Here is a 19,329-nt window from a genome sequence, read left to right on the forward strand (position 1 = left end):
AAGGATCGCGCCGTCCATCTGAGCAGCACCAGTGATCATGTTTTTAACATAATCGGCGTGACCCGGGCAGTCTACGTGAGCGTAGTGACGAGTTGGAGAATCGTATTCTACGTGTGAAGTATTAATGGTAATACCACGTGCTTTTTCTTCTGGTGCAGAGTCAATTGCTGCGTAATCTTTCGCTTCACCGCCGTAAGTTTTTGCACAAATAGTTGCAATCGCAGCAGTTAAAGTTGTTTTACCATGGTCGACGTGACCAATTGTGCCCACGTTTACGTGTGGCTTATTACGTTCGAACTTAGCCTTAGCCATGTTTATATTCCTCGTTTACGTCGAACACAATTCTGAGCAAAACTCAGCATCGACTTATCGCTTTAAAAAACCAAACACCCAATACTTGAAAAGCAGACTAATAAGCCTGCTTCTTTAAAATCTTTGCAACAATGTTGCCAAACTGTATTTGGAGCTCTTATCGAGATTTGAACTCGAGACCTCTCCCTTACCAAGGGAGTGCTCTACCACTGAGCTATAAGAGCAAATATAAGCACTTCAATAGATATGGAGCGGGAGACGAGGGTCGAACTCGCGACATGTAGCTTGGAAGGCTACCGCTCTACCAACTGAGCTACTCCCGCACGATGTTGGTACAATCCACTATTTGAAGTCTTAAAATTGGTGGTGAGGGAAGGATTCGAACCTTCGAAACTTTCGTAGCGGAGTTACAGTCCGCCCCCTTTGACCGCTCGGGAACCTCACCATTTTTACACTTACTTCAGTGTCGTTCTTTTACTTCACTACTCAAACTTCTAAGATGGTGCCGGCACACGGATTCGAACTGTGGACCTACTGATTACAAGTCAGTTGCTCTACCAACTGAGCTATGCCGGCGTTTCTTAGTGTTTCGTACGTTTCGTATCGGAACGGTGTGCAGTTTAGCAAAACTTAGAATCCGTGCAAGTGTTTTTTTCAAAAAAACCGTCAAAAACTCATAAAATCAACCCGTTTGATGATAATTCAACCGCTTTGATCACTGCGCGAGCTTTTATCTGGGTTTCATTCCATTCAGATTCAGGATTTGAGTCATAAACCAGACCTGCTCCAGCCTGAACATAGACCTTATTTTCACGAATCACACAGGTTCGGATGGCAATAGACATGTCCATTTCACCATGCCAACCTAAATAGCCGACAGCTCCGCCAAAAATTCCGCGTTTGACCGGCTCAACCTCATCAATAATTTCCATGGCACGGATTTTAGGTGCGCCTGAAAGTGTACCTGCCGGGAAAGTGGCTTTAAATACATCCAGCGCATCGACATCATCACGTACTTCACCCTGCACATTTGAGACAATGTGCATGACATGGGAATAACGTTCGATCACCATTTTATCTGTGACCTGCACTTTCCCGATTTTTGACACGCGCCCGACATCGTTACGTCCCAAGTCAATCAGCATAAGATGTTCGGCAATCTCTTTTTCGTCTGAGAGTAAATCTTGCTCGAGCGCCAAATCTTCCTCTTTGGTTTTACCGCGCGGACGTGTACCCGCCAAAGGACGCACGGTCGCAATGCCATTTTCCAGACGCGATAAAATTTCAGGTGAAGACCCGACAATATGGAATGGCTTTTGATTATCTAAAGTTTGCCCTTGCACCAGAAACAAATAAGGCGATGGATTGAGATGACGCAGTGCACGATAAACCTGTAAAGGCTCACCATCAAAGTCCGATACCATACGATGTCCCGGAACAACCTGCATGACATCACCGGCTTTAATGTATTCCTTCACCTTGGCAATGGATTCGATAAACTTGTCGTGCCCGGTTAAAGACTCAAAATGTGGTGCTGTATGTTTTTTTGCCTGCAGGCTAATTGGAGTTGCCAGTGTTTCCTCCAATTTATCTAACTGTGCTTGAGCCTTAGCATAGGCTTCAGGATCATTAACATCTGCATGTACAATCAGGAACAAGGTATCTTTTAAGTTATCAAACACAATCACGGTTTTAGACAGCATCATCCAGATATCAGGCAAACCGACCGGATCGGCCTCAGGCACATTTTTTAGGCGCGGTTCAATATAACGCACGGCGTCATAACCAAAGTAGCCGACCAGACCACCAGTAAAGCTCGGTAAATCAGGTAAATCTTTTTGTGTCGGCACCTGAAACTGAGCCTGAAAATCACGAATATATTGAAAAGGGTCACTGCAGCTTTGGCTTTCTATTGAGCCATCCGCCTGCTGAATGGTTAAAACACCGCGATTGCATGAAAATACCGTGGACTCACCCAAACCGATAATGGAATAACGTGCCCAGTTTTCTCCACCTTCGACCGATTCAAATAAATAAGCTTGGCTGTGGTCTTTCAGACGCGCAAATACCGACAGGGGGGTTTCGGTATCGGCCAAACGCTGGCGATAAACTGGAATCAGGTTGTAACCGTCAGATTTTAACTGCTCGAATTGAGTTTGAGTTGTCATGAGTATGCTCTATATGTTTTCGATATGGCTGGTTTAGGTTTGTTTTGCTGTAGTCTGACTTAGTTTCGCCATCGAAAAACCATACAATCTCTCATTCCGCTATCCTTAATTTTCAATTATTGCGCAAGTAATTCCGTTAAATCATCAACCACTTGCTGTGGCTGGCAATCATGAATATCTTCACCATGATTATAGCCATAGCTAACCACAATACAATCAACTCCTGCACGTCTTGCCGCTTCCACATCATTACTGGAATCACCAATCATGAGCGTTTCTGCTGTAGTGACAGCATATTCATTCACACAAAACAGCAACTGTCGTGGATGCGGCTTACGCTCTTGAAAACGGTCTCCGCCAATCACATCGACAAAATAGTGACTTAAGCCCAGCGTTTCGACAATCGCACGTGCCGGCTGCTCAGGCTTATTGGTGACACAGATCATTTTTTTATTGTGTTTCAGCCCCCACTCCAAAAACTCGATAATGCCGTTAAAAGGCTGGGTGTCTATACAAGGATCTGCATTATAAATGTTTAGAAAGGTATCGAGTAACTGTTGATGCTGGGCGGGATCGACCTGTCCGGTTAAATATTTCAGGGTGCTTTGACAAAATACCGAAGTTCCCTTGCCAATCCAGGTGCGAACCTGCTCTTCCGTCACTGCAGGTAACTGCAAAGCATTCAGGCTCATGTTCATAGCCCGGTACAGATCCGACGCCGAGTCTACCAAGGTGCCATCCAAGTCAAATAAAATCAGTTCACGGCTTTCCAGTTTTGCTACCGACATCTTTTCCCTCTCACGATTTACCTTAACCTACACCCAAATAACTCAAATAACCCACATAATTAAGGCATGCGATTGCATGCCTTAATTGTATGTCGCGCACAGGCTTATTTAAAGAATAACCAGGCAATGATTGCAAGAATAATCAGTACAATAATGGAGATTAAACCCACTGATGCATTCTTCTGCTCTTCTTTAGCTTGCTCAACACGTGATACCGGTGTTTCAACCGCGATTGGTGTTTGCTGCTCGGGAATTGCACTTAAGTCCACACCTTCAGGAATTGGCGCTGGTTTTGGCACTGCAACGCCTTGCGGCATACCATCACGGCTCAGCTGAACATTGGCATCACGTTCAGTCAGTTCAGGCATACCCTGATCATTCATCTGTTCGGCTACGGTCTTTGGCGCTGGTTCAACTGCTGCCGCAGTTTCAGAAGCTGCAACCGCCTCTGAAGGCTGCTCGCTGGTCGGAATAATTTCCGTTTCAGTTAGCGCTGGCGCAATGTCTTTAGCCGGTGCAAGTACGGAAAACTTCAAACCTGCAAATTGAATGATATCCCCTTCTTTTAACAAGGTTTCATGCTCAATGCGCACATCATTGACGAAAGTGCCATTCGATGAATTCAAATCTTGCAGCCATAAGGCCTGGTCTTTAAGCAAAAAAGCTGCATGTTTGCGTGAAATTTCCCCAGCTTGCAATACAATGTCTGCGCTCTGATGGCGACCGACCAACATATCACGGTCGATGCTAATTTCCTGTCCCGTTAATTCACCGGTAATTGCTTGTATTTTCCAAGTCATGAAATGCACTTCTCTTTGTGATTTTTAATCATCATATCATGGCAAATATTCAATTCTTTACCCACTCTGTTAAGAACCGGAACGAATGGTAGTCTTAGTCACGGTATTTTTGGTTTTTTCAACCTCAGTAACAGGCGCAGCCACTTTTTGTTTTTGCACAACTGGCTCAATTGCCACTGGAGTAGTAAACGTAGCTGCATTCGGTTGAGTCTGGGTTGCCGAAGGCACAGTTTGATAATTCGGCACTTTCGGCGCTGACGGTGTAACCGGAATTCGCTGCTGATAAATATCTTCTACATTTTCAGGTAATTTTGCAAAAGTACCATCCTGATCCATGGCTAATTGCAAGCTATATAACTGGCTATAACGCTGCTGTGACAAACGGCGTACATCAGCACTATCCCCCACAATAGTGGGGTGGATAAACACCAGCAAATTGCGTTTTTCATTGGATTTGGCATCGGCACGGAATAAACGCCCCAAACCTGGTATGGCACCCAAACCCGGTACCGATTGACGGCTATGAATCGAGTTGTCGGAAATCAAGCCACCCAATACAATGGTTTGTCCATGCTCTGCCAGAATCGAAGTCTTGATAGCACGCTTACTGGTAATTAAATCTTGAGCTTCGCCTTTGGGTTGCACCGCAGAAACTTCCTGCTCAACTTCAAGACGAACCGAACCGCCCTCGCCAATATGCGGCACCACCTTTAAAGTGACGCCGACATCCTTACGCTCTACCGTGGTATAAGGGTTGGCCACACCGGCTGCACCCGTGGATACTGAACCTGTCACAAAGGGGACATTCTGCCCTACCACAATATAGGCTTCTTCATTATCCATGGTCACAATAGAAGGCGTAGAAAGCAAGTTGGACTTGGTTTTGCTCTTTAAGGCCTGAATCAATGCTCCATAAAGTTTGCGTGAACCGTTATCGCCTTCTTTATAATCGCCAAGCACCAATGAAGTGCCTGTGCCCAATTTGGCCGCAGCACCTGCTGCCCCGCCCGCCACATATCCGGCAGCAAGCGAAGCAATACTGGCCCCGGCATTGCTAAAGTTGATTAAACCAATGCCGCTGTTCAGATCGCCCAACGCCCATTGCACACCCAGCTGATCAGCATCATTGCCTTCCAATTCAATGATGGCAGCCTCAATCAAGACCTGCTGACGACGGATATCCAGCTGCTGAATGGCCGATTCAATTTCACGCATCAGTTGCGGGTCGGCTTTAACCACCAATGAATTTTGACTGTCATCGGCAATAATACTGACACCATTGCCATTAAAACTGGTAATGCCCTTAGTATTATTATTCGAGCTTCCACCCAAATTAATACTTGGAGTGGAAATACTGGAAGAACTGCTGCTGGATGAACTACTACCAGAGTTGTTATTGTTTAAACTATTCATCACATTATTGTTTGATGATGAAGCTGATGAGCTTGATACTGATTGACCAGATACCAATCCTTGTAAAATTTCCGCCAGATTTTTGGCACTGGCATATTTCAAGCGAAAGACTTTTAAGCCCCCTAACCGATCGGCTGCCGGCACATCCAGCATTTCAATCATCTGACGGATGCGCTTGCGGGTGGTAGTATCCCCTTTCAGCACAATCCGGTTAGTCCGGGTATCGGCAATAATACGGATGCGAGAACCTTTTAAATCTCTGGCTGCACCAGTAGAACTCATGGACTCCAACAAACCGATCATTTCTTCAGCCTGACTGGATTGCAGCGTCACCGCCTCAATATCATTTTGCCCGGTACCATCCAGATTACGGATAATGGTTTCCAGCTGAGCAATATTACTGGCACGGTCTGACACAATCAGTGCATTGGTTCCAGCCACAGCCGATAAATGTGCAAACTGCGGCATCAATGGACGGATTGCAGGAATTAGGTCATTCGGGTTGGTGTTTTCCAGCCAGATCACCCGTGTGACAATTTGATCACCAGTCGCACGGTGCTTGCTGTCAAAAGGCACACCGGAACTTTTCACATTACTGTCGGGCACCAATTTAATGGTATTGCCTGAAGGAATGGCGACCACACCATTGACGTTCAGCACCCCCAGAAATAAATCATAGACTTCGGCTTTATTTAAAGGTTTATTGGAAATGACCGTGACATTGCCGCGTACCCGTGGATCCACAGCAAAATTTTTCCCTGTAATATCGGCCACTTCATTAATAAATGCAGTTAAATCAGCATCACGTAAGTTGATTTTCCATGTTTGCGCATGAGTAGAAGTACTCACCATAGCAATAAGAGGTGCCGCTGCGAATAAAGCCCAAACTGGACGATGATGATTAAATAAAGCCATAAAGTTCCGTGCTTCCTAATCCTGTAAGGTGACGATGCATCACTTAAAAATTTTGTTGTATGGTCATCACTTGATCACCACGCTTTATTTCTATTTTGACCTGACCTTCACGTCGAGCCTGTTCCAGCAACTGGGCATCACTTTGCCCTTGACCCACAGCCTGTCCATTTAAAGACATGATCCGGTCCCCAGGTTGTAGTCCCAGCTTACTGCGCAATGCTGCTGGCGTTCTTGCAGTTACTTCATACCCCCCGCCAGCCGCATTGACCCCCATATCTTTTAAATACTGGTCATGGTCTTCCTGCATCTTCTGTACCGCTTGCCCTAAAGCATTTTGTTCCTGGCTGGGCACGCTTGGTGTAGCCTGATTGCCGGTCGTAGGCAAGTGAGTTGCTACAGGCGGAACAATGCTTTGATCCAGACCATTTTCAATGCCTTTAAATTGTAGTTCTCGCGTCGTACCATTGCTTTGACGCAACACCACCCGATCCCAATACACTTCAGCCAACTGATAAGAGGTAGGTGCAATACTCTCACCGACCCGATAGCGATCAGACTGATCATTAACTTTAATGACGGCGGACGAAAATTGATTTGGGTAACCAACCACCACACCTTGCAAAATCAGATTCAGATTATCTTCTGCAGCCGCCGTTCGACCTGCTTCCTGAAACAGTGCAAATGAAGAAATATTGGGCACTTGCAGTTGCTGTGAACCCAGCTCAACCCGTTCCAGCTGCATCACCTGAGGCGGCGCTACCAGCAACCAGAAAATGTTGGCCAACTTCCAGCATAAATACAAAATCAGCAGGATCAATAATAAGGGGACAATCCGGTCTGCCTGTTTCCAATTTAATTGTTGAATTTTTTCCATCCCCTGATTCATTAGAAGCCACCTTTAAATAAAGGCTGGCGCGAACTGATCACATAGGTGTCCAAACCGGCTTTACCATCATAAGAAGCAACATTCAGCAGCAGACGCTGAGTCAATTGCACATCCAGCATCAAGTTTTGATCCAGCTCCAATGCCATCAGCTTTTGATCACGCCGATCCCGAATATCAAAGACCAGCTTATTATTTTCATCCGCCAATCTTCCTTTTAATGAAGGAATATTCATTCGATCCTGGCGCTGGGCATAGGTATAAAGCAGCTCGCCACCAACCCATTGCAACTGACCGTCGGCCTGGGCAAAGCCCTGCTCTTTTTTGAAATTGAAATTTATATCCTGCAATTGAATGGCATTGGCTGGCCACTGCCATTCCACCAGATGTTTCAGGGTTTCCGGTGCAACCTGACCATTTAAATCATGAATAATTATTTTTTTACCAAAACCATAACCGACAATACCATCTAGCTGGGTATGTCCACTATGTAACTCTATATTTGCCCCTAAACGCAGCAAAAAAAGATCTAAGGGACGTGTTTTCCAACTTAACGACCCGGTTAAATTCCCCTTATGCCAATCTGCTTGCCCCTGCCAGATGTTACCGCTGACATTGTGTAAAACCTGGTTGTTTTTATAAAATTTTGAAATGAGCCAAGCCGCTGGAATTTGGAGTAATATGAAAATAAAAAAAACGCTGATGGAGAAAATCCACCACGTGATGTATTTGGGTTTGTTTATCATCCCACCACGACCGACATATCAATTATTCTTCCCTAAACGCCAATATTATATTTCTACGTCCATTATGCACACTTTTTTCTCAACGCCAATTCCAAGTGATAAAAAATAGATATAAAAAAACCACGCTTAAAAGCCTGGTTTTTTTAATTTAATTCGATTAGATGACTATCTGATGAATATTTAAATCAGATGAGAAAATCTTCCAATTTTGCACCACTTTCAAGTTCTGCAACCAACCAACGCGGTTGTTTGCCACGGCCTGTCCAGGTATCAGCTGCATTCTTTTTGCTGCGGTAACGCGGCTCTACAGATTTGCGTGTACTTTTCTTACGTTTAGTGGCGCCAAACTCTAAAATTTGTTCAATCGTTAAACCTACATTATCGGCAATATCTAAAATTTGCTGATAAGCATCTTCAACCGCTTGATCTTTTTTAGAAGCAATTAATGCTTCCGCTTCAACTTGTAAACGCTTTAACTCTTCAACAGATAAATTACTAATGTCCGGCATCATATTAACTCCACAATAAGTTTATATTTTTTTATTTAAAACCCGCTCATAATATTTTTATTATTTAAAACATTCAATACAATTTTTTAAATAAACAACAATCTTTAAAACAGATTTCACATTTCTTTCAATTTATAGAGCATCCACTTTAAATATTTTTTAAATTAAATGATTCACACTTAATTCAGTTTCTGTCATTTTATGACGAATAATTTCAGGTATTTCCGTTTTAAGCATGCTCTGCTTATTTACACAGACAATAACCGCCTCTGCCACGGCAATATTTTGTTGTTGTGACTCGCTCCATAATAGATAACTCATTCTAAATGCGCTATTACGAATTTCTTCTACGCGAACACCAATTTTAAGCCGGTCTGGATAAAATAACGGACTGATATATTTACATTGGTTGGATGCAACCACTGTATAAACATCATGTTCAAAAATATTCAAGGCATCCATATAAAATATGCGGGCACTCTCAATATAACGGTAATACATGACATTATTCACATGCCCAAAGGCATCCATATCGCCCCAAGCAACAGACTGATCATAAATGACCGGATAATCGGACAGAGTGAGCATATTTTACCTTTATATCTTTATTTCAACAAAATTTGCATTATTTTCAAATATTAAATTTAACTGCTTAATCAAATCATCCTGACCTTTTAAAGTGGACTTAATTCTTAAATAATTCATCATTACGTTATCTGGGTATAATTCAAGTAATTGATCAGCTTCAGCCGTTCTTGCAGTTGCGCTATATACATGCCATTTTGCAAAGGTAAATACAGGCAAAGAAGGATATTTACTTTCCCAATAGTCAATCCGCTGCTCAACCATTAAATAATCAGGATTTTGTTTTAATAATTGCTGCTGGAACCATAAATAAAAAACGTCCTGATTAAATTGCTCATCCAGTAAATGCAACACCAATGCTTCATGCTGCTGGCTCATTTCCGGCATCCGTGATAACAGCTTTAACCATAACACCTTGGTCTCATAATCACGGCTATAAATTTGGTCTTGCAAGTCTAAATAACGCTGTTGCAAATTTTGCAAACTCTCGACATTGGCCTGATCAAAATGAAGCAATAGCTGCTGTAGCCATTCCTGTTTTTTTTCTGTCCCTAAATGTCCATATTTAGTCGAGCGCAAATACATCCAGGGAAACTGAATGGCAAACTTTTCCCACAAACTGGTTAATCTTAAATCATAGGCACTTTTCACATCGTTTAACCAGGGTGAAAGCTCATGCTGATTTAAGAATTCAAGATGGGTTAATGCCTGCTCGGCATCATTTTGTGACAGGTAAATTTCTATGCGCTGGATTTCCGCCAATTCAAATGCCATGGCATTGCTTTGATTTAAGATTGCCAAGGCTTGTGGATACTGCTGCTGGATCCAATATAGTCGCGAACCGATAATACCTTTTAATAAACCCGATTGAGAAAATACGTTTTGAATAAACTGGTGTTGGTCTTGTGCGGCTTCTAATAACCAGATGACTGCCAACTGTTCATAAGGATGCAGGTTCTTAAAATTAAATACTGTTTCTAGCTTGCGTTGTTCCCGGATTAAATAGCGTTTAATCAGTAACCACAATAGCTGAATAAATAGACTTAAACTGGCCAGAATAATAAAAATCATCCAGATATTGGTCTGAATTTGCCATTCGCGCCAATATAAATAAACATAACCCGCACCATAGCCATAACTTAAAACACTTAAGCCGGCGATAATAATTAAGCTGATAAAAGCATAGGCCAGTAAAATCTGCTTCATTAATTCATTACCCCAATAATGCGCGCGTATTTAAACCAGGCGTAGGCTTAATGGTAAATCCTTTGATCTTCTGGATATTTTGAATCAGCTGTCGCGTTTTCTCATCGGGAATCTGGTTCAGTAATTGAATAATTTCTGTCAGTGATTTTTGATATTCCAGATATTGACCCTGCTGTAAGGCCTGTTGCGCAATTAACAATCTGAGCTGTGCTTCTTTTAAAATGAGTGGACGCTGCATTAATGCTTTAGCAGGTTGTTTTGCAGGTTCAATCACCAGCCAGCGTTGCCAGAAATATTTATCTGATGCCTGGCTCGCACTTAATTGTGGCGCTTTTAATTCCTCAGCCAAAGCAGCATCAAGTTGCTGGATTAATTCATCCACTTTAATTTGCTGGGCCATCCGCTCACCAACAAACTGCTGAATCACCTGATGATCTTTGGCAATCACCTGATGCAAACTTTGCTTCAATGGCACAGCGAGAGCATAGTGTTCAATATTTTGATCTAAATCGGTTAATTTATCTAAAGCTGCCGTAAACTGTTGTTGTTTCAACATAAATTCAATTAATTCTAATTGCTGTTTAATCGCAACAATGGGATCAATACTTGCAGCCTGAATGGTTTTTAAATCCTGTGCTACCTGTGAGCCTGCCGCCGCAGATCCATCAGTCAGCGTTACTTTGCGCTGTAAAGCGACAAATTGGTCATTTAAATTTGCATTGTTCTGTTCAATTCGATGCAGACTCGCGCTTAATTCCGTTTGTTGTGCAGTAAGATGAAATAGGTCATAACTTAATTTGGCAATCCAGAGCAGACTTAAAGTAAATAATAGAATGAGTGTTTTCTTCATGTGTTCCCTTGCACAACAACAAGCTTCTGCAAAATTGAATCTGTTTTTAAATCAGGTAGTCGCGTGATATTAAAACATGTTGCCTGATTTTTTTTATAATTCGAAACAACTTGATACAAGCGCTCACCTAAAACCAGATAATGCCCTTTTGCAATCAGCTGTTTTTGATCTTGCATGAGCTGAATCCAGTTTAACCAACTCGCTTCGCTACTGACCACCATAGCATACTGTGCTTGTTTTTCTAATAAAGATAATATGTTTGCCAATTTACACTGAGTGAATACAGGACAACTGCGCTCGTATAAAATAAAATTTAGAATTCGCATGCCTTGCTGTTTTAACTGATCCATCATAAACAGGCGCCCCCCTTCCCCACGCCAAAAAGCCAGACATTGGCCTGAATTGAGGGTTTGTAAAACAGGAAGTTGCAGCATTCCTTCCGATGTTTCAACTTTAGGGACTGCAGCAGAAATACCATATTGCGCCAAAGCCTGAGCCGTGCGATCTCCGACCGCAATCCACTGAACATGCTGCAGCTGGTCCAGCGTTATGCAGGATTGCTTTAAATAATCCATGCCGATTTGCACGGCAGTGGGACTGACCACCACAATCACCTGAGCAGCAGGCAATTGCCGGTACAGTTCAGATAAGTCCGCTGACCAGGGTCGAGGCAGCAATTGCAATAAAGGTAAATCCAACACGTCAATTTGAGCCATGCGTAAGGCATGACTCAAATTTTCTGCACGGTCCTGCGGACGTGTATTGATAAACAGCATATTAATAGAGGGCTTTCAATAAATCGCCAGCGCCTTGTGCAACTAATTTCTGCGCTAAGGTTTCACCCAGCTCTACAGCCTGTTCAGGTGTTCCGCTCAGTTCGGCTTTTAATAAAGTCGCACCATCTACACTGCCAACACGACCTTCAATGTGTAATTGACCTTCCATTAAAGTCGCATGCCCTGCAATCGGCACTTGGCAGCCCCCTTCCAGATAGGCATTGAATGCACGTTCTGCACGTACACAGACATCGGTTTCCTGATGTAACAGCGGTAAAATAAGATCCAGTACCGCCTGATCTGCCGCACGGCATTCCAAACCCAGTGCGCCTTGTCCTACTGCTGGCAAACTTACTGCAGCTGGCAAGGTATGGCGAATACGTTCCGCCAAACCCAAACGTTTCAAACCTGCACTTGCCAGAATAATGGCATCATAGAGGCCTGCATCCAGTTTGGATAAACGCGTACCGACATTGCCACGCAAGTCAATAATCTCTAAATCAGGACGGGCTTTTAAAATTTGACTTTTACGACGCAGGCTAGATGTACCCACTTTGGCACCTTGGGGTAAGGCATCAAAACTTGCATAGTGATTTGAGACAAAAGCATCTAGCGGATCTTCTCGCTCACAGATGACTGCAAGCTCAAGCCCTTCAGGCAAGGCCATTGGCACATCTTTCATTGAATGTACTGCCAGGTCTGCACGACCATCCAGTAAGGCAGCTTCCAACTCTTTAACAAAGAGTCCTTTTCCACCAATTTTGGCCAAAGGCGTATCCAAGATTTTGTCACCCTGGGTGACGAAGGTCACTAACTCAACTTTAAGATCAGCATGCAATGCCTCTAAACGGGCACGAATATGTTCCGCCTGCCATAAAGCAAGCGGGCTTTGTCGAGTTGCAATCTTCAAAATCTTCATAAATTCAAGAAACAGTTAATAAGTGCGATAGTGTAAACTTAACGCGCTGACTAGAAAATGCAAGTAAATTTGCACTGTTGTTGTCACCTAAAATTATGCCGACCAGATTTACATTTTTTGGATGCGTTCTCTTAAATTGGGCAGATGACGTCGGCTGACTGCCAGGCGCTCTTCCAGTTCACGGCAACGCACCTGATACTGCCCCGAGCTAATCACTTCAAGACCATCCAGAAAATGCACTGAAACCAAGGCATTGCGATGAATTCGAATAAACTGGTCGCCAAATTCATTTTCCAGATCTTTTAAGGTTTCATCAATCAGTACACTGCCATTTTTATGCCGTACCGTGACATATTTTTGATCTGCTAAAAAATAATAAATATTTTCTACAGGAACCAGTTCTACCCCACGGTAGGTTTTTGCCACAATTTGGTGGCGTTTTATATTGAGTTCGTCCATATCTTCTTTTTGTTTTAAAGTGCTCATTTGTGCTTGAGTCAGTTTTGTTAAATGATCTAATACCTGTTGCAATTCCTGTTGCATCACCGGTTTCAGTAAATAGCCTTCAGCATGTGACTTAAATGCCTCCAAAGCATGTTCATCATAGGCCGTACAAAAAACAATGGCTGGCATAGGATCAAGCTGGCGCAAATATTCGGCACAACTCAAACCATCCATTTCCGGCATTTGAATATCTAAAAGCACCACATCTGGCTCGTAGAATTGAGTCATTTCAATTGCTTGCTGAGCATATGCTGCAGTAGCAACCACTTGGTGTCCCAGTTGCGTAACTAAACGTGACAAGCGCTCTACAGCGAGAGGTTCATCATCGCAAATCAGGATGTCCATTTCTCCTCCTTCACAGTCAACATCATTTTTTTTATAGGTTAACTATGATCTTTTATTTATATCGATATTGCACAACTGTGGTAAATATTCCCTTCCCCGCGTATGTCTGAAAAGTTGCAGAGCGACCATAATAAGCCTCAAGCCGCTGCTTCACATTTTCGACTGCAATACCATGTCCCTGTCTTAAATTTATTTTATCCTGTGTATAAGGGTTAGTAATGACTATATTGACTTGATTTTGCAATATTTCAATCAATATGCTTATCGTACTCTTTGTTAGAAATTTTTCAACTCCATGAAAAATACTATTTTCCACTAAAGGTTGTAAAGTTAATAAAGGAATTTGTATCTGAGAAAAGAGAACTTCATCGTCATATTTCCATTCTACGTGTAAGCGATCACCTAAACGAATCTGCTCAATTGCCAGATAACGCTGGCACAATTCAATTTCATCTTTTAATCGGACCAGTTTAAGTTCTTTAAAACTCGCACGAAATAGTTGTGATAAATTCAGTAACATTTGTTCTGCTTTATCTGGATCAATGGTAATTAAGCTAATTACAGTATTGAGGCTATTAAATAAAAAATGTGGATGAATCCGCGCTTGCATGGCCTGAATCCGTGCATTCAATTCACTGTTTTGCTGCCGTGCCCATTGTTCCCGCATATACAAATAGCGGAAACAAAAGCTTCCAATCAGTACGCCATAACTGAGATGTAATCCTACCCCATCGAATAAAACCTGTAGCGTTAGATGCTGAAATTGAAAATTTTGCCCAAAGAAAATAAAACCGTTCAGCACCAGCGTAGTCAATAGCACAATCATCTGTAGTAATACGAAACCCACAATCAAGCTTTGTCCAAAACTGAAGTGCTGAATTTTTTTATGCAAGCGCTCGAACAAGGCAACAAAAGCCAGTAAAACCCAATCAATAAACAACATATATTGCAGCAGACGATCGACATTCAAGGCCGACCAGGATTGTGCTTCTGCCAGAGCCAGGATGACCGCCAAAATATTACTGGCAATAAATAATTCAATTAGATGTTGCCAATGGCCTATTTTCGTAAAAAAATAGACTGAATTATTTTTCCCATCATTGGTATACGTCGAAGTTGGATCGACTTGTTTTTCGGCAAGTGATTCTGAATTTGCTATACTCTCGTTCAAATTACTGCTTTTTATTTTATTGAGCCGATATGACCACATCTTCTAATTCCTCAAATCCGTCACAAGCCCAAACTTCGGGTATGTGGGGCGGTCGTTTCTCTGAAGCTACTGACGCATTTGTTGCTGAATTTACAGCATCTGTTCAATTTGACCAACGCTTTTATAAACAAGATATTGCAGGTTCTATTGCGCATGCAACCATGCTTGCCAAAGTAGGCGTTTTAACCGAACAGGAACGTGATGACATCATTAACGGTTTAAATACCATTAAAGCTGAAATCGAAGCAGGTAATTTCGAATGGCGTATTGACCTTGAAGATGTACATATGAATATTGAGTCGCGTTTGACTCAACGTATCGGCATCACAGGTAAAAAATTACATACTGGCCGTAGCCGTAACGACCAGGTGGCAACAGATATCCGTCTATATGTACGTGATGAAATTGATGCCATTCTTCAATTATTAGAAAAACTGCAAAAAGGTATTTTGGGCTTGGCGGCTAAAAACACCAACACCATTATGCCTGGTTTTACCCATCTTCAAACGGCTCAGCCTGTGACTTTTGGTCACCATTTAATGGCCTGGTTTGAAATGCTGGTACGCGACTCTGAGCGTTTAATTGACTGCCGTAAACGTGTAAACCGTTTACCACTTGGTTCTGCTGCACTTGCGGGTACAACTTACCCAATCGAGCGCGAATACACAGCACAACTTTTAGGTTTTGAAGCAGTGTGTGAAAACTCGTTGGATGCTGTATCTGACCGTGACTTCGGTATTGAATTCAATGCTGCTGCATCTTTAATTATGATGCACTTGTCGCGTATGTCTGAAGAAATGATTCTATGGACATCGGCGCAGTTCAAATTTGTGAACATTCCAGACCGTTTCTGTACCGGTTCTTCAATCATGCCGCAAAAGAAAAACCCGGATGTTCCAGAGTTGATCCGTGGCAAGACTGGCCGTGTCTATGGCGACCTCATGAGCCTATTAACCTTAATGAAAGGTCAACCATTGGCGTATAACAAAGACAACCAGGAAGACAAAGAGCCTTTGTTTGATGCCATTGATACTGTTCGTGGTTCAGTCATGGCCTTTGCTGACATGATCCCTGCATTGGTTCCAAACATTGAGATTATGCGTGAAGCTGCACTTCGTGGTTTCTCTACAGCAACTGACCTTGCAGATTATCTGGTGAAAAATGGCGTTGCTTTCCGTGATGCGCATGAAATTGTCGGTAAAGCGGTAGCGCTTGGCGTTCAGGAATCTAAAGATTTATCTGAATTGACACTTGAACAACTGCAACAGTTCTCTGACTTGATTCAAGCTGACGTATTTGAAAAAGCGTTAACGCTTGAAGCATCGGTCAATGCACGTAACCACATTGGCGGTACTGCACCTACACAAGTAGAAGCCGCAATTGCACGTGCTTATACACGCTTAGAAAAACTTTACGCTTAAGGAAGGATGATATGTCTCGACAAGTTTTTTGCCGTAAGTATCAAACAGAAATGGAAGGCTTAGACTTTGCACCCTTTCCGGGTGCAAAGGGTCAAGAACTGTTTGACAGCGTGTCTAAACAGGCCTGGCAGGAATGGCTTAAACACCAGACCACCTTGATCAATGAAAAACGTTTGAACGTGTTCGAACCTGATGCGAAAAAGTTTCTTGAAGAACAACGCGAAAAATTCTTCAGCAATGATGAGACCTTAGAAAAGGCTGAAGGTCTAAAGCCTGAGGCGTGATTCAGCGGAGCACTGCTCCGCCACGCCGCAAGAGCTAAAACTATGTTTTAGCTGAGCAAGACAAGCGAAGCGCGTAGTTTTTATTGTCATAAAGGAGTCTGAAAAGGCTCCTTTAGTTTTCTGCAAGACAAGGACAGAGTCCGCGTAGGCTTTAATCCAAAAAAATCTCCAGCATTGGGGATTTTTTTTCGCTGCTTTAAATTTTACGCAAGACAAGTACAGCGCGTAGTGTCTCATGTCATAAAGGAATCTTTAAAAGACTTCTTTTTTATTGTGTTTAGCCCAAAAGCTATGCCCAAGCTTTTCTATGCTCTATGTTTTGCTATTTTTTATAAATGGATTTGGTTTTTAACATTTAGACATAACTGTAATTCAAAACTACATTTTTAAATAAATGTATACATTACAACACAATAACCTACATGATTTAGCCGTTTTCCTCTCCTATACTTGGTCTCAAGTAGATGGTTTCCATCTTATTACAACTATAAATATCCCCGATTTCAATCCTAGGTTTCCCCCAAAATCTAGGATTTTTTTTGTCTGCCTTTTTTGATTGTTCTTCCCAAAAAGTAGTATCGAAAAAAAACGCCCTTCAAGGACGTTTTTTGGATTTTTTAAAGCTGAACTCAAGGCTGTTTTAAATAAGGCCAGGCAGCTTTTAAATAGATAAACATGGACCATAAGGTCAGGATCACCGCAGTGTAAAGCAATGCATAAGCCAACATTTCAAACGGTTGCCAATTGAGTAAAAACACCGAAATCGCAATCATCTGGAAAGCTGTTTTATATTTACCCACGGTAGATACAGCAACACTGGTACGCGCCCCCAGCTCGGCCATCCACTCACGTAAGGCAGATACCGTAATTTCACGTGAAATAATCACAATCGCTGCAAAGGCCATAGATATGCTCGGTTGCCATTGCACCAGAACAATCAAAGCAGCCGCAACCATAAGCTTATCGGCTACAGGATCTAAAAAGCGGCCAAATGCGGATGTTTGGTTGAGTGAGCGCGCCAAATATCCGTCGAACCAGTCGGTTACTGCAGCAATCACAAAAATGGCCGTTAAAATAATGTGACGAGTCATATTTGTATCATGACCTAGATCACCAACTGCAGGTGGCCAATATGCCACCAGCAAGAAAACGGGTATTAAAGCGATACGCGCCAAAGTCAAGATATTCGGAATATTCAGGATGCGACCTGTAGTCATAGACACCGCCAATTTTTCCCCTGTATGTACAATGAAAAACCACACATATTTTGAGGATTGATTCATCGTTAATTAGAGTCACTTTATACGAATTACCCTAAAGTGTCACTAGGCAAACACGGTAACTGTCTGTCTGGAAATCGCAATCAGTCTATTTTCTGCATCCCAAAGATGGGCATATTCTGTGGAATAACCATCTGCGGCATAATCGGTAAATACTTTATATTTAAACCAATCTTGCAACTGATTTTTTAAAGGATGCACATAGGTCACATGCCAGGTCAGCGAACTGGCTGGCGCCATGCTGCTAAACATTGGCAAAACGCCGGGCGGCCACATATCAAAGGCCACCATCAGGTCGGCAATCGTCATTTCCCGATTCTCATGCAGATCCGGATTAAACCGCATCCAGCCACTAAAATCAGGTTTCTGACTTGCACTGCATGGATACTGCCCATCCACCCAGACCAGGTCCATCTGCGCAAAACATTCCGGTGCTAGAGGATGATGTACCGCAATATTTAATTGCTCGGGTGCCGGAAACTCTGGTGCAATGCGTTCCTGTTGTACCGAAATCGCTGACTGGCGCTGGGTACCAAAACTGGCTATCAAAATGCTCTGTACCACATCATCCTGCCAGAGTCGCACTTCGACCGTGGTCACGGACTTGCCTTGACGCAAGACTTCAGCGCTTAATCGAACCGGTGCCATTTGCACAGGCCCCACAAAAGTCACACTGGTACTTAACAACTGTTTTCCTGCATCTGCAACAGCGATCACGGCTTTTTGCATCATCATCCCCGCCACCAGCCCTCCATAAATGGTGCGCCCCTGTAACCAGCCTTCTGGAATATTGACCCATTCATCCTGTTTGATCGCGGTAAATAATTGGCGCAGTGACATCCTTCGTCCTTTGGATTTTTTGACTGACTCTATCTTTCACTTATTTTTAACTGTTGTGAATGATCAATGACTCAAGCGTCAGTGAGCACTTTGGCCAATTTGCCTGCATTTATTCATGCAGCACCTTATAAATGGTTCTGGCCATCACGTCTCCAAGGCCGGGCACCAGCTTCAAATCATTTTCCGAGGCTTTGAGTACCCCCTGAATGCCGCCAAAATGAGTCAGCAGATCACGACGGCGTTTCGGACCCAATCCGGGAATCACTTCCAGTACCGATGAGCCGCGTTTCTTGTCGCGTTTGGCACGGTGTTTGGTAATGGCAAAACGATGCGCTTCATCACGCACCTGCTGAATCAGATGCAGCGCTTTATGATCTTCAGGCAACTGGATTTTGCTGCCATCGGTAAAATGCAAGGTTTCCAGTCCGGGTTTACGCCCCTCGCCTTTGGATACCCCGACCATAAAAGCATCCAGTCCCAGCTCCTGCATCACTTCCATCGCCATATGCAACTGACCTTTACCGCCATCAATCAGCAGTAAATCGGGCAACATGGCTTTTTTATAACGGCGGGTC

Annotated in this window: 20 protein-coding genes and 4 tRNA genes; 2 read left to right on the top strand and 22 right to left on the bottom strand. The window is 43.0% G+C overall.

Annotation, left to right across the window (positions count from 1 at the left end):
* From B9T26_RS15135 to B9T26_RS15225, 19 genes are all read right to left on the bottom strand, one after another.
* Nucleotides 1–312 (bottom strand): GTP-binding protein (locus B9T26_RS15135; RefSeq protein WP_227518820.1); only part of this gene is annotated, 312 nt, incomplete at its 3' end.
* Between the two features lie 149 nt (nt 313–461).
* Nucleotides 462–536: transfer RNA gene (locus B9T26_RS15140), tRNA-Thr, on the bottom strand.
* Between the two features lie 23 nt (nt 537–559).
* Nucleotides 560–635: transfer RNA gene (locus B9T26_RS15145), tRNA-Gly, on the bottom strand.
* 38 nt (nt 636–673) lie between these two features.
* A tRNA-Tyr gene (locus tag B9T26_RS15150) sits at nt 674–757 on the bottom strand.
* A 55-nt stretch (nt 758–812) separates the two neighbouring features.
* A tRNA-Thr gene (locus tag B9T26_RS15155) sits at nt 813–888 on the bottom strand.
* A 98-nt stretch (nt 889–986) separates the two neighbouring features.
* Entirely contained in the window at nt 987–2,480 is a 1,494-nt protein-coding gene (gene trpE, locus B9T26_RS15160; RefSeq protein WP_086200473.1) for an anthranilate synthase component I, read from the bottom strand.
* Between the two features lie 116 nt (nt 2,481–2,596).
* Nucleotides 2,597–3,268: a phosphoglycolate phosphatase gene (gene gph, locus B9T26_RS15165; RefSeq protein WP_086200474.1), complete on the bottom strand. Its 672-nt coding sequence runs from the start codon at nt 3,266–3,268 to the stop codon at nt 2,597–2,599.
* Between the two features lie 104 nt (nt 3,269–3,372).
* Nucleotides 3,373–4,068, bottom strand: coding sequence for an FHA domain-containing protein (locus B9T26_RS15170; protein WP_086200475.1), 696 nt, complete (start codon nt 4,066–4,068; stop codon nt 3,373–3,375).
* A 69-nt stretch (nt 4,069–4,137) separates the two neighbouring features.
* Nucleotides 4,138–6,396 carry a type II secretion system secretin GspD gene (gspD, locus tag B9T26_RS15175; RefSeq protein WP_086200476.1) on the bottom strand — a complete coding sequence of 753 codons (2,259 nt, stop codon included), beginning with the start codon at nt 6,394–6,396 and terminating at the stop codon, nt 4,138–4,140.
* 43 nt (nt 6,397–6,439) lie between these two features.
* Nucleotides 6,440–7,282 carry a type II secretion system protein N gene (locus B9T26_RS15180; protein ID WP_086200477.1) on the bottom strand — a complete coding sequence of 281 codons (843 nt, stop codon included), beginning with the start codon at nt 7,280–7,282 and terminating at the stop codon, nt 6,440–6,442.
* The gene (gene gspN / locus B9T26_RS15185; protein ID WP_086200478.1) at nt 7,282–8,025 is read right to left on the bottom strand and encodes a type II secretion system protein N; all 744 of its coding nucleotides are present in this window, start codon (nt 8,023–8,025) and stop codon (nt 7,282–7,284) included. The genes B9T26_RS15180 and gspN overlap by 1 nt, the downstream gene beginning before the upstream one ends.
* Nucleotides 8,026–8,210: 185 nt before the next feature.
* Nucleotides 8,211–8,537: an H-NS family nucleoid-associated regulatory protein gene (locus B9T26_RS15190; RefSeq protein WP_086174605.1), complete on the bottom strand. Its 327-nt coding sequence runs from the start codon at nt 8,535–8,537 to the stop codon at nt 8,211–8,213.
* 156 nt (nt 8,538–8,693) lie between these two features.
* Nucleotides 8,694–9,122: an acyl-CoA thioesterase gene (locus B9T26_RS15195; protein WP_086200479.1), complete on the bottom strand. Its 429-nt coding sequence runs from the start codon at nt 9,120–9,122 to the stop codon at nt 8,694–8,696.
* 9 nt (nt 9,123–9,131) lie between these two features.
* Entirely contained in the window at nt 9,132–10,325 is a 1,194-nt protein-coding gene (locus B9T26_RS15200) for a hypothetical protein (RefSeq protein WP_086200480.1), read from the bottom strand.
* 7 nt (nt 10,326–10,332) lie between these two features.
* Nucleotides 10,333–11,175, bottom strand: coding sequence for a hypothetical protein (locus tag B9T26_RS15205; protein WP_086200481.1), 843 nt, complete (start codon nt 11,173–11,175; stop codon nt 10,333–10,335).
* The gene (locus tag B9T26_RS15210) at nt 11,172–11,951 is read right to left on the bottom strand and encodes a uroporphyrinogen-III synthase (RefSeq protein ID WP_086200482.1); all 780 of its coding nucleotides are present in this window, start codon (nt 11,949–11,951) and stop codon (nt 11,172–11,174) included. The genes B9T26_RS15205 and B9T26_RS15210 overlap by 4 nt, the downstream gene beginning before the upstream one ends.
* Before the next feature lies 1 nt (nt 11,952).
* Complete coding sequence (gene hemC / locus B9T26_RS15215; RefSeq protein ID WP_086200483.1) at nt 11,953–12,870, bottom strand: hydroxymethylbilane synthase; 918 nt, start codon at nt 12,868–12,870, stop codon at nt 11,953–11,955.
* Between the two features lie 108 nt (nt 12,871–12,978).
* A complete protein-coding gene (locus B9T26_RS15220) occupies nt 12,979–13,719 on the bottom strand; it encodes a LytR/AlgR family response regulator transcription factor (RefSeq protein ID WP_086200484.1) in 741 nt (246 codons plus the stop codon).
* A 52-nt stretch (nt 13,720–13,771) separates the two neighbouring features.
* On the bottom strand, nt 13,772–14,929 hold the full coding sequence (locus B9T26_RS15225) for a sensor histidine kinase (RefSeq protein WP_086200485.1): 1,158 nt from the start codon (nt 14,927–14,929) through the stop codon (nt 13,772–13,774).
* On the opposite strand from B9T26_RS15225, the gene argH reads away from it, so the two are divergent.
* A complete protein-coding gene (gene argH / locus B9T26_RS15230; protein WP_171263023.1) occupies nt 14,920–16,350 on the top strand; it encodes an argininosuccinate lyase in 1,431 nt (476 codons plus the stop codon). The two genes, B9T26_RS15225 and argH, sit on opposite strands and share 10 nt — an antisense overlap.
* Before the next feature lie 11 nt (nt 16,351–16,361).
* Nucleotides 16,362–16,634, top strand: coding sequence for an oxidative damage protection protein (locus tag B9T26_RS15235; RefSeq protein ID WP_086200487.1), 273 nt, complete (start codon nt 16,362–16,364; stop codon nt 16,632–16,634).
* Between the two features lie 629 nt (nt 16,635–17,263).
* Here B9T26_RS15235 and pgsA read toward each other — a convergent pair.
* The 3 genes from pgsA to B9T26_RS15250 all read right to left on the bottom strand — a co-directional run.
* Nucleotides 17,264–17,851 carry a CDP-diacylglycerol--glycerol-3-phosphate 3-phosphatidyltransferase gene (gene pgsA / locus B9T26_RS15240; RefSeq protein WP_086200489.1) on the bottom strand — a complete coding sequence of 196 codons (588 nt, stop codon included), beginning with the start codon at nt 17,849–17,851 and terminating at the stop codon, nt 17,264–17,266.
* 108 nt (nt 17,852–17,959) lie between these two features.
* Nucleotides 17,960–18,754 carry a thioesterase family protein gene (locus B9T26_RS15245; protein WP_086200488.1) on the bottom strand — a complete coding sequence of 265 codons (795 nt, stop codon included), beginning with the start codon at nt 18,752–18,754 and terminating at the stop codon, nt 17,960–17,962.
* Nucleotides 18,755–18,863: 109 nt separating this feature from the next.
* Nucleotides 18,864–19,329: helix-hairpin-helix domain-containing protein (locus B9T26_RS15250; protein WP_353682159.1), on the bottom strand; the 466-nt coding region annotated here is incomplete at its 5' end.

The sequence above is a fragment of the Acinetobacter sp. ANC 4169 genome (assembly GCF_002135355.1).
In the GTDB taxonomy this organism is placed as follows: Bacteria; Pseudomonadota; Gammaproteobacteria; order Pseudomonadales; family Moraxellaceae; genus Acinetobacter.

Bases quoted from the DNA above. Each gene is read 5' to 3' on its own strand.
- trpE (WP_086200473.1), bottom strand. From the start codon at position 2,480: ATGACAACTCAAACTCAATTCGAGCAGTTAAAATCTGACGGTTACAAC.
- B9T26_RS15210 (WP_086200482.1), bottom strand. From the start codon at position 11,951: ATGCTGTTTATCAATACACGTCCGCAGGACCGTGCAGAAAATTTGAGT.
- B9T26_RS15200 (WP_086200480.1), bottom strand. From the start codon at position 10,325: ATGAAGCAGATTTTACTGGCCTATGCTTTTATCAGCTTAATTATTATC.
- B9T26_RS15170 (WP_086200475.1), bottom strand. From the start codon at position 4,068: ATGACTTGGAAAATACAAGCAATTACCGGTGAATTAACGGGACAGGAA.
- hemC (WP_086200483.1), bottom strand. From the start codon at position 12,870: ATGAAGATTTTGAAGATTGCAACTCGACAAAGCCCGCTTGCTTTATGG.
- argH (WP_171263023.1), top strand. From the start codon at position 14,920: ATGACCACATCTTCTAATTCCTCAAATCCGTCACAAGCCCAAACTTCG.
- pgsA (WP_086200489.1), bottom strand. From the start codon at position 17,851: ATGACTACAGGTCGCATCCTGAATATTCCGAATATCTTGACTTTGGCG.
- B9T26_RS15190 (WP_086174605.1), bottom strand. From the start codon at position 8,537: ATGATGCCGGACATTAGTAATTTATCTGTTGAAGAGTTAAAGCGTTTA.
- B9T26_RS15225 (WP_086200485.1), bottom strand. From the start codon at position 14,929: ATGTGGTCATATCGGCTCAATAAAATAAAAAGCAGTAATTTGAACGAG.
- gph (WP_086200474.1), bottom strand. From the start codon at position 3,268: ATGTCGGTAGCAAAACTGGAAAGCCGTGAACTGATTTTATTTGACTTG.
- B9T26_RS15220 (WP_086200484.1), bottom strand. From the start codon at position 13,719: ATGGACATCCTGATTTGCGATGATGAACCTCTCGCTGTAGAGCGCTTG.
- B9T26_RS15195 (WP_086200479.1), bottom strand. From the start codon at position 9,122: ATGCTCACTCTGTCCGATTATCCGGTCATTTATGATCAGTCTGTTGCT.
- B9T26_RS15235 (WP_086200487.1), top strand. From the start codon at position 16,362: ATGTCTCGACAAGTTTTTTGCCGTAAGTATCAAACAGAAATGGAAGGC.
- B9T26_RS15245 (WP_086200488.1), bottom strand. From the start codon at position 18,754: ATGTCACTGCGCCAATTATTTACCGCGATCAAACAGGATGAATGGGTC.
- gspN (WP_086200478.1), bottom strand. From the start codon at position 8,025: ATGATAAACAAACCCAAATACATCACGTGGTGGATTTTCTCCATCAGC.
- gspD (WP_086200476.1), bottom strand. From the start codon at position 6,396: ATGGCTTTATTTAATCATCATCGTCCAGTTTGGGCTTTATTCGCAGCG.
- B9T26_RS15205 (WP_086200481.1), bottom strand. From the start codon at position 11,175: ATGAAGAAAACACTCATTCTATTATTTACTTTAAGTCTGCTCTGGATT.
- B9T26_RS15180 (WP_086200477.1), bottom strand. From the start codon at position 7,282: ATGAATCAGGGGATGGAAAAAATTCAACAATTAAATTGGAAACAGGCA.